Origin of the sequence: Arthrobacter sp. NPDC093139 (genome assembly GCF_044754165.1) — a bacterium.
Classification (GTDB): domain Bacteria; phylum Actinomycetota; class Actinomycetes; order Actinomycetales; family Micrococcaceae; genus Arthrobacter.
The window spans coordinates 32453-46065 of record NZ_JBIVOO010000004.1 but is presented as its reverse complement, the minus strand read 5'-3'; the positions used below and the strand labels follow the sequence as shown (position 1 = coordinate 46065).

At 68.2% G+C, this 13613-nt stretch carries 11 protein-coding genes and 1 pseudogene; 10 read left to right on the top strand and 2 right to left on the bottom strand.

What is annotated here, in order from left to right; translation table 11 throughout:
* Positions 1-46 precede the first annotated feature (46 nt).
* From murI to rdgB, 4 genes are read left to right on the top strand one after another with little or no spacing between them, the layout of a single operon-like run.
* Complete coding sequence (gene murI / locus ACIP90_RS08080) at positions 47-1072, top strand: glutamate racemase (protein WP_400578391.1); 1026 nt, start codon at positions 47-49, stop codon at positions 1070-1072.
* On the top strand, positions 1069-1866 hold the full coding sequence (locus ACIP90_RS08075) for an MBL fold metallo-hydrolase (RefSeq protein WP_400578389.1): 798 nt from the start codon (positions 1069-1071) through the stop codon (positions 1864-1866). Before murI ends, ACIP90_RS08075 begins: the two co-directional genes overlap by 4 nt.
* A gap of 46 nt (positions 1867-1912) precedes the next feature.
* Positions 1913-2671, top strand: a complete 759-nt coding sequence (rph, locus tag ACIP90_RS08070) for a ribonuclease PH (protein WP_240460304.1) — start codon at positions 1913-1915, stop codon at positions 2669-2671.
* Between the two features lie 14 nt (positions 2672-2685).
* Positions 2686-3366 (top strand): RdgB/HAM1 family non-canonical purine NTP pyrophosphatase, encoded by a 681-nt coding sequence (rdgB, locus tag ACIP90_RS08065; RefSeq protein WP_400578388.1) that lies wholly within the window; start codon positions 2686-2688, stop codon positions 3364-3366.
* 83 nt (positions 3367-3449) lie between these two features.
* Here the strand turns inward: rdgB and ACIP90_RS08060 are convergent, their stop codons facing one another.
* Positions 3450-4217, bottom strand: coding sequence for a DedA family protein (locus ACIP90_RS08060; RefSeq protein ID WP_400578915.1), 768 nt, complete (start codon positions 4215-4217; stop codon positions 3450-3452).
* Between the two features lie 68 nt (positions 4218-4285).
* On the opposite strand from ACIP90_RS08060, the gene ACIP90_RS08055 reads away from it, so the two are divergent.
* Together ACIP90_RS08055 and ACIP90_RS08050 are read left to right on the top strand one after the other, a co-directional pair.
* Entirely contained in the window at positions 4286-5362 is a 1077-nt protein-coding gene (locus tag ACIP90_RS08055) for an exonuclease domain-containing protein (protein WP_400578386.1), read from the top strand.
* 9 nt (positions 5363-5371) lie between these two features.
* Complete coding sequence (locus ACIP90_RS08050; RefSeq protein WP_400578385.1) at positions 5372-5908, top strand: DUF4395 domain-containing protein; 537 nt, start codon at positions 5372-5374, stop codon at positions 5906-5908.
* Here ACIP90_RS08050 and ACIP90_RS08045 read toward each other — a convergent pair.
* Positions 5895-7025, bottom strand: coding sequence for an ADP-ribosylglycohydrolase family protein (locus tag ACIP90_RS08045; protein ID WP_400578383.1), 1131 nt, complete (start codon positions 7023-7025; stop codon positions 5895-5897). The two genes, ACIP90_RS08050 and ACIP90_RS08045, sit on opposite strands and share 14 nt — an antisense overlap.
* A gap of 205 nt (positions 7026-7230) precedes the next feature.
* Here ACIP90_RS08045 and ACIP90_RS08040 point away from each other — a divergent pair, with 205 nt between their 5' ends.
* The 4 genes and pseudogenes from ACIP90_RS08040 to ACIP90_RS08025 form a co-directional block, all read left to right on the top strand.
* Positions 7231-8253, top strand: coding sequence for an MIP/aquaporin family protein (locus tag ACIP90_RS08040; protein ID WP_400578382.1), 1023 nt, complete (start codon positions 7231-7233; stop codon positions 8251-8253).
* Positions 8254-8326: 73 nt separating this feature from the next.
* On the top strand, positions 8327-9508 hold the full coding sequence (locus ACIP90_RS08035; protein ID WP_400578380.1) for an exonuclease SbcCD subunit D: 1182 nt from the start codon (positions 8327-8329) through the stop codon (positions 9506-9508).
* Complete coding sequence (locus ACIP90_RS08030; RefSeq protein ID WP_400578378.1) at positions 9505-12534, top strand: AAA family ATPase; 3030 nt, start codon at positions 9505-9507, stop codon at positions 12532-12534. Before ACIP90_RS08035 ends, ACIP90_RS08030 begins: the two co-directional genes overlap by 4 nt.
* 139 nt (positions 12535-12673) lie before the next feature.
* Positions 12674-13613 (top strand): annotated as a pseudogene (locus tag ACIP90_RS08025) (hypothetical protein); the annotation flags it as partial.

Here is a 13613-nt window from a genome sequence, read left to right as displayed (position 1 = left end):
ACATTTGATGGCCGCGCCTACCGGGAAGACCTATCCTCGAATAATCATGACTTCAGCATCGAGCACGGATCCCGCAGCAGGAGCTGCGCCGGATTCCGCAACGGCCATCGGCGGGACTCTGGGATCACTGCCGATCGGGGTCTTTGATTCGGGCGTCGGCGGACTCACTGTGGCACGGTCCATCATCGACCAGTTGCCGAACGAATCGATCCTCTACGTCGGTGACACGGCCCACGGGCCCTACGGTCCGCTCCCCATCGCCGAGGTGCGCGCCAACGCCCTGGGTGTCATGGACGAACTCGTGGATTCCGGCGTCAAGCTGCTCACCATCGCCTGCAACTCGGCGTCGGCCGCAGTCCTCCGGGACGCCCGCGAACGGTACACGGCCCGCTACGGGATACCCGTGATCGAGGTGATCCAGCCGGCCGTCAGGCGGGCCGTGGCGGCCACCCGCACAGGCCGCGTCGGCGTCATCGGCACCTCGGCAACCGTGGGTTCGCGTGCCTACGAGGACACGTTTGCTGCGGCCCCGGATCTTTCCATCACCTCCGTGGCCTGCCCCGCGTTCGTCAGCTACGTGGAGGCCGGCATCACCACCGGGCCCGAACTGCTGGCAGTGGCGGGGGAGTACCTTGAGCCCCTGAAGGCTGCGGGAGTGGACACCGTTGTGCTGGGCTGCACGCACTACCCCCTGCTGACCGGGGTGATTTCCTACGTCATGGGCGAGGACGTCACCCTCGTCTCCAGCGCCGAGGAAACGGCCAAGGACGTGTACCGCGCGCTCGCCAGCCGGGGCCTGGAACGGACTGCCGCCGCCGCGCCGGAACACAGCTTCATTGCCACGGGCGACGCCGGCCAGTTCGAGGCGCTGGCGCGCAGGTTCCTCGGGCCCGAGGTCCTCAGCGTCAAACATGTCGACCATGTGGCGGCACAGTATCCTACCGGCAGCCTGGCGCGCATTACGCCGGAAATGATTGCCGCCGCCCAGGGCGCCGCTGCCCGGCCGCGCATCTCGAACTTTGTGGGACAGGGTGCCGGCGGCAACCCCTCTTCCGGAGGTTCCGCCCTGTGAAGCTCACCATCGTCGGCTGCACCGGATCCTTCCCCGGCCCCGGCTCGCCCGCGTCCTGCTACCTGCTGACAGCGCACGACGGCGAACGCACCTGGAAAGTCGTCATGGACCTTGGCAGCGGAGCCCTCGGCGCCATCCAGCGCTACACGGACCTCGAGGACATCGATGCCATATTCCTGACGCACCTGCATCCGGACCACTGCATGGACCTGTGCGGCCTGCACGTGGCCGTGCGCTGGAAACCGGGCGGCTGGGACCGGGGGCGCATCCCGGTTTGGGGACCTGCCGCAACGGCCGACAGGATGGCCACCGCGTACGGCCTCGAACTCGACCCCGGCATGCACGAGGAATTCGACTTCACCAACTGGACCGAGCGCCAGTCCGTCACCGTGGGGCCCTTCACGGTGACGCCCTTCGCGGTGAACCATCCCGTGGAGGAGGCCTACGCGCTGCGCGTGGAGGCGACCGAACCCGACGCGGCCGGGGCTGCCGTGACGCGCGTCCTGACCTACTCCGGCGATACCGATTCGTGCCGCGGGCTCGAAGAAGCTGCCAAGGACGCTGACCTTTTCCTGTGCGAGGCGGCCTTCGAAGAGGGCCGTGACGACGGCATCAAGGACGTCCATCTGACCGGCAAGCGGGCCGGCGAGGCCGCTGCGGTGGCCGGCGCCCGCCGTCTGCTCCTGACGCACATCCCGGTCTGGACATCGCAGACGAAGGTCATGGCCGAGGCACGTCCGGCTTTCGGCGGCGATGTCGCGGTTGCGGTCGCCGGAGTTCACTACACCGTCTGAGGCTTCGGGGGCCAGCCGCCAGCGGATAAATCGATAAGCTAAAGGCATGACTTCCGAAGCAACCACTGCCCCCGTCATCCGTGCCGACGGCCGCACCCCGGACCAGCTCCGCCCCATCAGCATCACCCGCGGCTGGTCCAAGCAGGCGGAAGGATCCGCCCTGATCGAGTTCGGCAACACCCGGGTGCTGTGCACGGCTTCCCTGACCGAGGGCGTACCCCGCTGGCTCAAGGGCGAAGGCCGCGGCTGGGTCACGGCCGAGTACGCCATGCTCCCGCGCGCGACGAACACACGGTCCGACCGCGAGTCGGTCAAAGGCAAGATCGGCGGCCGCACCCATGAGATTTCCCGCCTGATCGGACGCTCGCTGCGTTCGATCATCGACACCAAGGCGCTCGGCGAAAACACCATCGTTTTGGACTGCGACGTCCTCCAAGCCGACGGCGGGACGCGGACTGCCGCCATCACCGGCGCCTATGTGGCCCTCGCCGAAGCGATCCGCTTTGCCCGCGAGAACAAGATGATCGCCCGCAACGCCCAGCCGCTTGTGGATACCATCGCTGCCGTGTCCGTTGGCATCATCGACGGCGTTCCGATGCTTGACCTGCCCTACATCGAGGATGTCCGGGCCGAGACCGACATGAACGTCGTGGTGACGGGTTCGGGCAAGTTCGTCGAGGTGCAGGGCACCGCCGAGGGTGCCCCGTTCGACCGGGATGAGCTCAACAAGCTGCTCGACCTTGCACTTCTGGGCACGGAGCAGCTCGCAGCCATCCAGCGTGAGACCCTGGCCGAAGCGCCGTGACCGGCAAGGGAACCGTGAACGAAAACACGGCCGGCAGGCAGCCCGGCGCGCCCCGGCTCGTGCTGGCCACGCACAACAAGGGGAAGCTGCGGGAACTGCGCGAGCTGCTGCGCGGGCAGGTTCCCGGGCTGGACGTCGACACGCAGGTGGTGGACGCGTCCGCCGTCGGGGGCCCCGACGTGGCCGAGACCGGCGTAACGTTTGCGGAGAACTCACTGCTCAAGGCTCGGGCCGTGGCCGAGGCCACCGGGCTGGTGGCGATCGCCGACGACTCCGGTCTTTCGGTAGACGTGCTCGGCGGGGCACCTGGCATCTTTTCTGCCCGCTGGTCCGGGCGGCACGGCGACGATGCCGCCAATCTTCGGTTGCTGCTGGCCCAGCTCGCTGACGTGCCGGATGCCCACCGCGGCGCGGCCTTCGTGTGCGCAGCGGCCCTGGCAGTGCCGGCGTCGGCATCCGGCTCCGCGTCCGGGGACGGGGCACGCGAGGTGGTGGAATACGGCCAGCTGTCCGGCACCCTGTTGCGGGAACCGCGCGGTGAGGGCGGCTTCGGCTATGACCCCGTGCTCCAGCCCCTTGGTCTCGACCGCAGCTGCGCGGAGCTCACCCCCGAGGAGAAGAATGCCATCAGCCACCGCGGTCAGGCCTTCCGCGCACTGCTGCCTGCCATAGTCGAAGCCCTCGCCGCAGGCTAGGTCCCGTTAAACGCCGTTCCCCGCATAAGCGTTGCTGGCCAGCAGCGCTTATGCGGGGAACGGCCGTTCGCGTGTGTGAGGACTTACGGCGTCTTGCGTTCCTCTTCGGGTTCGTGCTCCTCGATGAACTCCTCCACCACATCCGTGCCGTACTTGGCAGCCTGACGCTTGGCGACCATTCCGCGGAAGACCTCGATGCCGATCGGAATCACGGAGAGCAGGACGATCACGATGAAGATGATGTCCAGGTTCTCGCGGACCCACGGAATCCTGTCACCCAGCAGGTAGCCCAGGAGCGTCACGCCGCCGCCCCACAGGAACGCGCCGATCACGTTGAAGAGGAAGAATTTCCGCTTGTCCATCTGGGCCACGCCGACGATGACCGGCACGAAGGTGCGGATGATGGGGACGAAACGGGCCAGAATCAGTGCCTTGCCGCCGTGCTTCTCAAAGAATTTGTGGGCGCTTTCGACGTTCTCGTGCTTGAACAGGCGCGAATCCGGCTTGTTGAAGATCGCCGGGCCTGCCTTGGAGCCGATGAGGTAGCCCGTCTGGTTTCCGATGATTGCCGCCACGATGATGAGCGCCGCGAAGAGCCAGATGTTGAACTTGATCGTGTCGGTCGCGACGAGCAGGCCGGCGGTGAACAGCATGGAGTCGCCGGGCAGGAAGAACCCGATGAGCAGGCCGGTTTCGGCGAAGATGATTCCGCAGACCAGCAGCACCACCCACGGAGCCAGGGCGGGGTCGGCGAGGAAGACCTGGGGATTAAGCCAGTCGGGAAGGAACGAAGCCAGCTGCGGCTGGACCGGTCCGGCTCCTCCCAACATGGGCACGGCAAAGTCGCTGATGGCATTAAAGTTCACCTTCCAAGGGTACTTGACCTTGCCACTGCTCCCGCGGCGCTAATGTTGAGCCCGTGAGTTTGGACTTTACGGCGATCGACTTCGAGACCGCCAACGGCTTTCGCGGTTCTCCGTGCGCCGTTGGCCTCAGCAAGGTCCGCGGCGGTGTGATCGTCGAGGAAGCGTCCTGGCTGATGAGACCGCCGGAAAACCACGACACGTTCGACTACCACAACGTGCGGATCCACGGCATCACGCCCGAAAAGGTTGCCGGCCAGCCGCGCTTCGGGGAGCTTTTCGCCGAAATCGGCGCATTCATCGGCGGCGACATCATCGCCGCGCACAACGCCGCCTTCGACCTGGGCGTCATCCGCTCCGGACTGGAGGTCTCCGGCCTGCCCGGGCCGGCATACGACTACGTCTGCACCGTCATGTTGTCCCGGCGCTGCTACTCACTGGTCTCCAACTCGCTGCCCTTCGCTGCCGAAGAGGCCGGCGTGCCCCTGATCAACCACCACGATGCCGCCGAGGATGCGAGGGCCTGCGCCGGCATCCTGATCGACATCGCAGCCCGCAACCGGGCAAACAGCGTTGCCGAGCTCTACCTGTCACTCGGCCTGTCGATACCGCAGCAGCAGGCCTTTCACCCGGCCGCAGACGCCCTGTCCAAGGCGACCCTCACGGCCCTCGCCGCCGCCGGCAGTGACGGACCTGCCCGGCCCTTTCGGACCGGATGGCCCCAGGAAGGCGACAACCCCCCGCCAAATCCCGACGCCGAACCCGGCAACCCGCTCTTTGGCCAGACCGTGGTGTTCACCGGACAGCTGGCCATGCCACGGCCGGAGGCCAAAATCCGCTCCGCCGAGATGGGGGCCCGGCCTGAAAGCCGGGTCACCGCCCGGACCAGCGTCCTTGTGGTGGGCGACGGATTCGACGCCCGGGACCTCCGGTCGGGACGGCTCACCGGTAAGGCCAGGCGCGTGCTGGAGTTGCACGAACGGGGGCAGGCCATCGAGGTGCTGTCCGAGGGCGAATTCCTGCAGATGGTCGGCGGGGCGGCCGGCACGATGGATGCCGGCATGATGAACGCCACGGGGGCCGGTATTCATGTGGCGCAACAAAGCTTCCCCGTTGCGGCCCTGCGCTCCTAGCCTTGCTCCATGAGCAGACCAAGCGAGACCAGCGTTTCCCCGGCCACCGCAACGGGCGGGGTGGACTGGCGGGCGGTGTTCGCCTTTCCCAATCCGGTCAATGAGTACGCCGCGCGAATCACGGCCGGACTCGTGGTGCTGCTCGCCGTCGCCACGCTGCTCACCGGCTTCGGCTGGGGACTTGCCATCATTGCTGCCGGCTTCTGGCTCCGGGTGCTTTTCGGCCCCCGGATCTCCCCGCTGGCGCTGCTCTCAGTCAAGGTGCTCGCTCCGCGGCTCGGCCGCCCCAAGCTGGTCCCCGGACCGCCCAAGCGCTTCGCCCAGGGGATCGGGGCCGCGGTCTCCACCGCGGCGGCGGTGCTGTTCTTCGCGGGCCTGGCACCCGCGGCCTGGGTGCTGCTCGCCGTCCTCATCGCCGCTGCTTCGCTGGAGGCCTTTGCCGGTTTCTGCCTTGGCTGCGCGATTTTCGGCTTCCTGCAGCGCCGGGGCATGATCCCCGAGGACGTCTGCGAAGCCTGCAACAACATTTCCCTCAGGCAGTTGTGACAGCCACCAGCTGGTCCGCCATGCCACGGATCACCTCGGGTGCCTCGAGCGCCTCCAGCCAGTCCGCCGGGAGGCACGCTTCGCCGTAATAGGCGCCGAGGATATTTCCGGCGATCGATCCCGTTGAGTCGCTGTCTCCGCTGTGGTTGATGGCCACGGCAATGGCCGCCTTGAAGTGCTCCGCCGGAGCGGGCGCTGCCGCTTGGCCACCTGGCGCTGTTGGGCCACCTGACGCTGTGGCCAGGACGGCGTAAAGCCCGACGGCGAGTGCCTCCTCCGCCACCCAGCCCTCGCCGAGTTCGCGGACCAGGTCCTCGGGGGCGAGCAGTGCGCGGGTTTCCGATCCCTGCGCGGCCGCTTCGCCGGCCCAGCGGATTGCGGCGTCGAGGCGAGCACGGAGTTCCGGCACCGCTTCCGCATCGGACCGGACGTGGTCAGCGGCCAGCTGTGCGGCTTCCAGCAGGCCCCGCCCCTGGACCAGGGAATGGATCAGAAGGCTGAAGACCCCGGCGCTCTGGCGGGCCGACGGGTGTCCGTGCGTCAGGGAGGCAGCATCCGAGCTCAGCTTGTAGACGGATTCGGCCGGAATGTGGGGGATCAGCCCGAACGGCGCCGACCGCATGACCGTTCCGCAGCCTTTCGAATCGGGGTTGACCGGCCGGTGCACCGTGCCCATCTCTCCGGTCGCCAACCCGCTGAGGCAGGCAGCGCCGGGGGCCCTGCGGTGCCTGAGCACCTGCTGGCTGTCAATCCAGCGCTGCTGCGGCCTGGGTGCCGGATCCGGGGCCGACATGCCCTGGGTGTTGAGCCACCGGAGATAGGCGAGCCACACGCAGGCGTTCGCATCGGCGCCCACCCCGGCATTCGCCCACTCCAGCGCCTCGACGAGCCCGTCCACCGTGTACAGCGTCATCTGCGTGTCGTCGGAAAAATGGCTGCCGCCGTCGAGCGCCGCGAAGTCCTGCAACCCCTTCGGGCCGAACCGGCTCCGGATCGCAGCGATGGAGTCGAACTCGACGGCGTAGCCGAGGGAGTCTCCAAGGGCGCCGCCCAACAGGCAGCCGTGGATGCGGGACTTCGGGGACGGCACGGCGGCGGTGCCGGGAACATTGCTCATGAAGGTAAATTTACCCGTCCGGGACGTCATGGTTCCGACCGCCAAACGGGCCCTCCGCTGTGTGGTCTTCCTCACTCCCGAACGGCCCCGGCCGCGGGACGCTAAGCTCGGATTCAGCAACCGTCCAGACTCAACTGGCAGACTGCAGAGGCTGACCCGGCACATGCCGGTGTTCCCGGCCGACAAAACAAAGGATTCTCCGAACATGACCACGCCTGTGTCCGCATCCACGACCGACGCCGAGCCGCACCCGGATGACCCTGGCTTCCGGCCCGGACTGCTTTCCCGGCTGGCGGCCGAAGCGTTCGGAGCCCTGTTCCTGGTCGTGGGCGGACTGGGCGTGCCGCTGTTTACCCTCCCGCAATCGAACCCGCTTCCTGCGGCGCTGGCTGGCGGTCTCGCCGTGACGGCCGCGATGCTCGCCGTCGGCTATGTTTCAGGCGGGCACTTCAATCCGGCCATCACGCTCGGTAACCTCGTCGCGGGGCGGATCAGGGCCGGCCACGCCGCTGCCTACGTCGGCGCCCAGCTGGCGGGTGCCGCCGCCGGCGCGCTGGCGCTGTTCGGCGTTCTCCGGACCATCCCCAACATCCCGGACACCCGGGCCGCCTTCGATACGGTCACCGCCGGCTTCGGCGAGCACTCCGTCATTCAGGCGTCCATGGCAGGTGTCCTCCTGGCCGAGGTCCTCGGCGCCGCACTGCTGGTCGCCGTCTTCCTCGGCACCACGGCACGCCGCAACGTCCACGCGGCCGCGGCACCGTTCGCCGTCGGCCTGTCGCTGGCGGTGCTCCTGCAGTTCGGCCAGGCCATCGGCAACGCTCCGTTCAACCCCGCACGGGCCACCGCGTCAGCGCTGTTCAGCAACAGCTGGTCGCTGGAGCAGCTGTGGCTGTTCTGGATCGCCCCGCTGGTGGGTGCGGCCATTGCCGGTCTGGTTTTCCGGGGCTTCTCCGGCAGCACGGCCGGCAAGGCTGCAACGGGTACGGAGGACGGTGTTGACGTTACGGACAGTGAAGGGCCGGACAGCGGCGAAGAGGCCACTGAGGAGACTGTCACCGGCACATCTGACAGCGGCACATCTGACACGGACATCTCGGACAGCCACACCCCTGACAGGGACACCCCGGACAGTAAGGCACCCGGCCGTTCAGCCTCGGCTGAAGCCCGGCCTGCGAGTGCACCCGACGAGGCCCGCGACTTCTTCGACGGCCCTGGCCGCCAGTAGCGGCCGCCGTGGGCTTCGGACGCGCCCGGGCGTGGTCGGCAAAACTGTCAGTCCCTACGGATAGCTTAAAAACATGCGGTTACTGCACACTTCCGATTGGCACCTTGGCCGGTCCTTCCACGGCGTTGGAATGCTCGACGCCCAGCGCGGGTTTGTCGACCAGCTGGTGGCCCGCGTCGAGGAACTGTCCGTCGACATCGTCCTCATCGCCGGCGACGTGTACGACCGCGCGCTGCCCGGAGTGGACGTTGTCAACCTGCTCGACGACGCCCTGGTCCGGCTGACCGGCGCCGGAGCCCGGGTAGTGCTCACCAGCGGGAACCATGACTCTGCCATCAGGCTCGGCTTTGCCTCTCGGCTCATGGAGCGGGGCGGCGTGCATCTGCGCACCCGGCTCGCCGAACTGGATACGCCGCTGCTGCTTCCGATCGGGGGCCGGCCGGACGATGGTCGGAGCCCGGCGCTGGCGATCTATGGCATACCGTGGCTGGAACCGCGGCTCGTCGCCGACCAGCTCGGCGTGGAGACTGCCAGCCATTTCGAGGTCACCCGCGCGGCCACCGACCGCATCCGGGCAGACATTGCCCGGCGCAGCAGGTCGCGGGACGTCCACTCCGTGGTGCTGGCGCACACCTTCGCCAGTGGCGGAATCAGCTCGGACAGCGAGCGGGACCTCAGCATCGGCGGAGTCGGTGCCGTTCCGCTGGACCTCTTTGCAGGCTTTAGCTATACCGCCCTGGGCCATCTGCACGGACGGCAGGCGCTGTCGCCTGAGGTGCGCTACTCAGGATCTCCGTTGGCCTACTCCTTCTCTGAGGCACAGCACCAAAAGGGCGGCTGGCTCATTGACGTTGACGAATCGGGTGTCACGGCGGTGGAGGCGGTTCTCTGGGATGCGCCAAGAAAACTGGCCGTCCTCCGGGGAACCATTTCCGAACTCCTTGAGTCCGGCCGCCACGCCTGGGCCGAGGACGCCTACTGCCAGGTGACCCTCACTGACGCCCAACGCCCGGCCCAGGCAATGGAACGGTTGAGGGCGCGGTTCCCGGATACCCTCGTGCTCGGCTTTGACCCCGAGGGCGCGCCGCCGTCGGCCACTGTCAGCTACAGCAGCCGCCTCGCCGCGGCCGAAGACGACCTCTCGATCTGCTGCGGGTTCCTGGAGCACGTCCGGGGCCGTGAGCCCGACGACGCCGAGCGGAGCCTGCTGGCCGAGGCGCTGGAAACTGTCCGCCTGCAAGGAGTGTCGCTATGAGGATTCACCGGCTGGAAATCTGTGCTTTCGGGCCCTTCGCCGGCACGGAAACCATCGATTTTGACAGGCTTAGCGCCCACGGGCTGTTTCTCCTCAACGGTGCCACCGGTGCCGGGAAGACCAGCGTGCTGGACGCGATCTGCTACGCCCTCTACGGCTCAGTGCCCGGGGCGCGGCAGGACGGCAAGAGACTCCGCAGCGACCACGCCGAGGCAGCGACAGAACCCAGCGTCACCTGTGAGTTCACAGCCAGGGGCCGGCGCTTCGAGGTCTCGCGCTTTCCGGCGTGGGACAAGCCCAGCGCCCGCGGCCGGAACGGCTTCACCGCGCAGAAGGCCAAAACGCTCCTGCGGGAGCGGGTCGGCGGGGAATGGATTGAGAAGTCCGGCAGAAACGACGAAGCCGGCGGTGAGATCGCCGCGATTCTCGGCATGGACAGGGAGCAGTTTACCCGGGTGGTCATGCTGCCCCAGGGAGACTTCGCAGCGTTCCTGCGATCCAAGGCCTCAGACCGGATGGACCTTCTGCAGAAGCTCTTTGGAACGGAACGGTTTGAAGCCGTTGAGCGTGAACTGGCCCTGAAGGCTGCGGAAGCCGCCAAGGAAGTCAGCGGGCACAACGGCAGGCTTGCGCTTCTGGTGGAGCGGGCGCGGGCCGAGGCTGAGGCCTTGGGGCTTGAGCTCGACAATGCCCCGGCTGCCGGCAAAGCCCGGGAACTTCTGGTTTGGCTCGAGGATGCCGCCTCGCGCCGGGCAGCGGAGTTGGGCACCGCGGCAGAATCCTCCGAGGCCCTCCGCCGCGAGCACGCCGCCCGGCTCGAAGCCGAACTGGCCCGTGAAAGCCGGCAGTTGAAACTCGCCGCAGCGATGCGCCGAAAATCAGCAGCATGCGCGGCCGCACCCGTTCTGGAACAGAATGCTGCCCGGCTTGCCCTGCACCGAAAAGCAGAAACCCTCGGGGGGCAGCTCAAGGCCGTGGCCGCGGCCGAGGCAGCCGTGGAGCGGTCAGCCAGCGCCATGGCACGGGCTGCAGCTGACCTTCAAGCGGCGGCCCGCACGGACGTTGAGCTGGCGCACACAGATCACGCAGACGTCGACACCGCCGCCGAGCTCGGCCGGCTGCGGGCGCTCCTGGCCGTCGTGAACGAGCGCGCGGCCGACGAAGACCGGCTCACAGCGCTGGCTGCGAGGAGCACAGACCTCACCGCCCGGCGCCAGGATCTGCTGCGTACCACCGAGAACCAGGCCGAAACCCTCACCGCCCTCCGCACTGAAATGGAGCGGCTCCATGCCGGGCTGCAGCCACTGGCACAGCTGGCAAGTGAGGCAGTGCTCCGGACCAAGGAGTCGATGGCCGCCGACGAGCTCGTGGACGTGGTCCGGCGCTACGGAGCTGCGGCCGGAAAATGTGCAGCCGCCACGGAGCGGCACCTCAAAGGCCGTGATGCATACCAGGAGTCCCGTCAACGATGGCTTGACATACGTGAGCAGCGGCTGGCCAACGCCGCCGCGGAACTGGCGGCCCGTCTGGACGCCGGGGAACCATGCCCCGTCTGCGGCGGCACCGAGCATCCGGATCCCGTGCCCGCCGCAGCCTCGGTCCGGGGCCTTGCCGAGGAGGAGGAACGGGCCAGGGAGGCCTGCGATGCCGCAGAGCTGAGTCTCGCTGCCTTGGATGCCGAGCTTGCTGCAGCCCGGCAGGAGGTTGCCGTATTGGCGGGGCAGGGCGGCGACACTGATCCGGCTGACGCAGCCGAAGCCGCCAGGGTTGCCCGCGCAGCGGCAGCGGAAGCGGAGGCCGCGGAGGTGCAACTGGCCGAGGCCAGGGCACGGTACGAAGGTCTCGAGGACCGCGTCACCGCCACAGAGCAGGCACGAACCGGGTGCCTGTCGCGCATCGCGCAGCTGGAATCCACGTTGGCCGAACTGGACCAGCAGTCAACAGCCCTTGAATCCGCGCTTGCCGCGTTGCGGGCCGGGTACCCCAGTCTGCGCCGGCGCTCCGCCGGCATCGGCGAAACGATTGCCGTTCTGGAACGGGCTGCTTCTGCCCACACCGCGTGGGAGCTGGCATCTGCCCGCCTGGATGAAGCGCACGCCCAGCTCGAGCTTGCCCTGCCGGAAGCCGGTTTCGGCACCGCCGCCGAAGCCCATGAGGCCCTGCTGGACCCGGAGGACGCTGCGCGACTGGAAGCGGCAGTCCTGGCGGGAAGGGACGAACAGGCGCGGCTGGAGGAACTGTTCGCGAGTGACGAGCTGATCCTCGCCGAGGAAGAGCACGCAGCCGGCATCACAGCCGAGGCGGGGGAAATTGACCGTCTGCGGGCCGAGGCCGAACGGGCAGCCGGACAGGCGAAAGACCTTGCGCTCGCCGCCGGGCTGGCAGCGCAGAAGTGCACAGCATTGCGCGGTCTGCGGGAAGACTACGAGGAGCTGGCCGAATCAGGACGGGCTCCGCGTGATAGGGCAGAGCGCCTGTCGGCACTGGCGGACTCCGTCCGGGGCGGCGGCGACAACAGCTACCGCATGAGCCTCAACAGCTATGTCCTGGCAGCCCGGCTGGAACAGGTTGCCGTCGCTGCGTCAGAGCGGCTGGTCGCCATGAGCGACGGCCGGTACACGCTCCAGCACACGGATGCGAAAGCCGCGCGCGGCGCAAAATCCGGGCTGGGACTCGAAGTGGTGGATGCGTGGACCGGCCAGCGGCGCGACACGTCCACCCTCTCGGGCGGGGAATCCTTCATGGCCTCCTTGTCGCTCGCGCTGGGTCTGGCAGACGTTGTGCAGCACGAGGCGGGCGGCGTGGACATTGAGACGCTGTTCGTGGACGAGGGCTTCGGCAGCCTCGATGAGCAGGCCCTTGAGCAGGTCATGGACGCCCTCGAAGGACTGCGCGATGGCGGGCGCGTGGTCGGGCTTGTCAGCCACGTGGCGGAAATGAAGCAGCGGATCGGCACCCAGCTGCAGGTGGTGAAGGGCCGCAACGGTTCTACCCTCCACATCTCCGATGCCGTCATGGCGGCCTGACGCAGCCGCGGTCAACCGGCCCAGCGCAGCCGGTCCGGCGCAACCGGCCCAGCGCAGCCGGTCCAGTACAATCGGATAGTCACCGGGTTGCGCGCATCGGGAGGGGGGACGGTGCGCACGACTGAACGAGCCCGGAAACATGACGACTTCCACAGCGCCCAAGCGCCCCTCCCAAAATTTCGACTCCCGGAATGTCCACGCGGACACCGCGCCTGCGGGCCCTGTACCTGCCCCTTCTGGCGGGAGGTTCGCCCGGCTGGCGCAGCTGGCCGGTAAGGGCTTCCTTCCGCTCGGCCTTTTCGCGCGCCTCCCGCTTGCCATGCTGACTGTCGGAACGCTGACCCTGGTCACATCCGTGAGCGGCTCATATGCCACTGGCGGCGCAGCGGCAGGAGCGGTGGGGATCGGCTCAGCCGTCGGTGCGCCTGTCCTGGGCGCCCTCGCCGACCGCCGGGGTCAGCGCGCCGTGCTGCTGGTGGCCGCCGTCCTGAATGCCGTGGCTGTCCTCACGCTGATTGCCCTGGCCCATGCGCTTCCCGGCACAGGCAGTCCCGCTGCCGGCAGTGTTGTTGCCGGGGTTTCCGCCGCAGCCGTGCCGGTCCTTGCGGCCGCGCTGCTCGCCGGTTTCAGTTGTCCCCAGGTCGGCCCCCTGGCCCGCGTCCGGTGGGTGGGCTTGACGTCAGGCGGAAGCCGCAAAGGCAGCGGCCAGGATCTGGATACGGCGCTGGCGTATGAAGGCACGGCGGACGAACTGACCTTTGTCCTCGGGCCGGCCCTCGTGGGGATGCTCGCCAGCCTGGTGGCGCCTTGGCTGCCGCTGGCCCTTGCCGCGGCGCTGACCATCACGCTCGTGCCGGCCTTCGCAATGCACCGGACGCACCTGGCTGTTCCACGCAGGACCGTCGGGCCCCGCAAACCCTCCGGTGCCGTGAAAAGCGATTCGGCCGCGGCGGGCCCCGCCCCCCCCGGCCGGGGGGCAACCAAGCCCCCCGCGCGGTTTCCGGGGGTGCCAATATATGCCAGGGGACCCAGATGGGGGACCCCCCCACCGCCCCGAGCAACAACTACCCACCCCTCGC

What these genes read in the sequence shown, in the direction of transcription:
- murI (WP_400578391.1), top strand. Translation starts at nt 47, where the DNA reads ATGACTTCAGCATCGAGCACGGATCCCGCAGCAGGAGCTGCGCCGGAT.
- rph (WP_240460304.1), top strand. Translation starts at nt 1,913, where the DNA reads ATGACTTCCGAAGCAACCACTGCCCCCGTCATCCGTGCCGACGGCCGC.
- ACIP90_RS08050 (WP_400578385.1), top strand. Translation starts at nt 5,372, where the DNA reads ATGAGCAGACCAAGCGAGACCAGCGTTTCCCCGGCCACCGCAACGGGC.
- ACIP90_RS08045 (WP_400578383.1), bottom strand. Translation starts at nt 7,025, where the DNA reads ATGAGCAATGTTCCCGGCACCGCCGCCGTGCCGTCCCCGAAGTCCCGC.
- ACIP90_RS08040 (WP_400578382.1), top strand. Translation starts at nt 7,231, where the DNA reads ATGACCACGCCTGTGTCCGCATCCACGACCGACGCCGAGCCGCACCCG.
- ACIP90_RS08035 (WP_400578380.1), top strand. Translation starts at nt 8,327, where the DNA reads ATGCGGTTACTGCACACTTCCGATTGGCACCTTGGCCGGTCCTTCCAC.
- ACIP90_RS08030 (WP_400578378.1), top strand. Translation starts at nt 9,505, where the DNA reads ATGAGGATTCACCGGCTGGAAATCTGTGCTTTCGGGCCCTTCGCCGGC.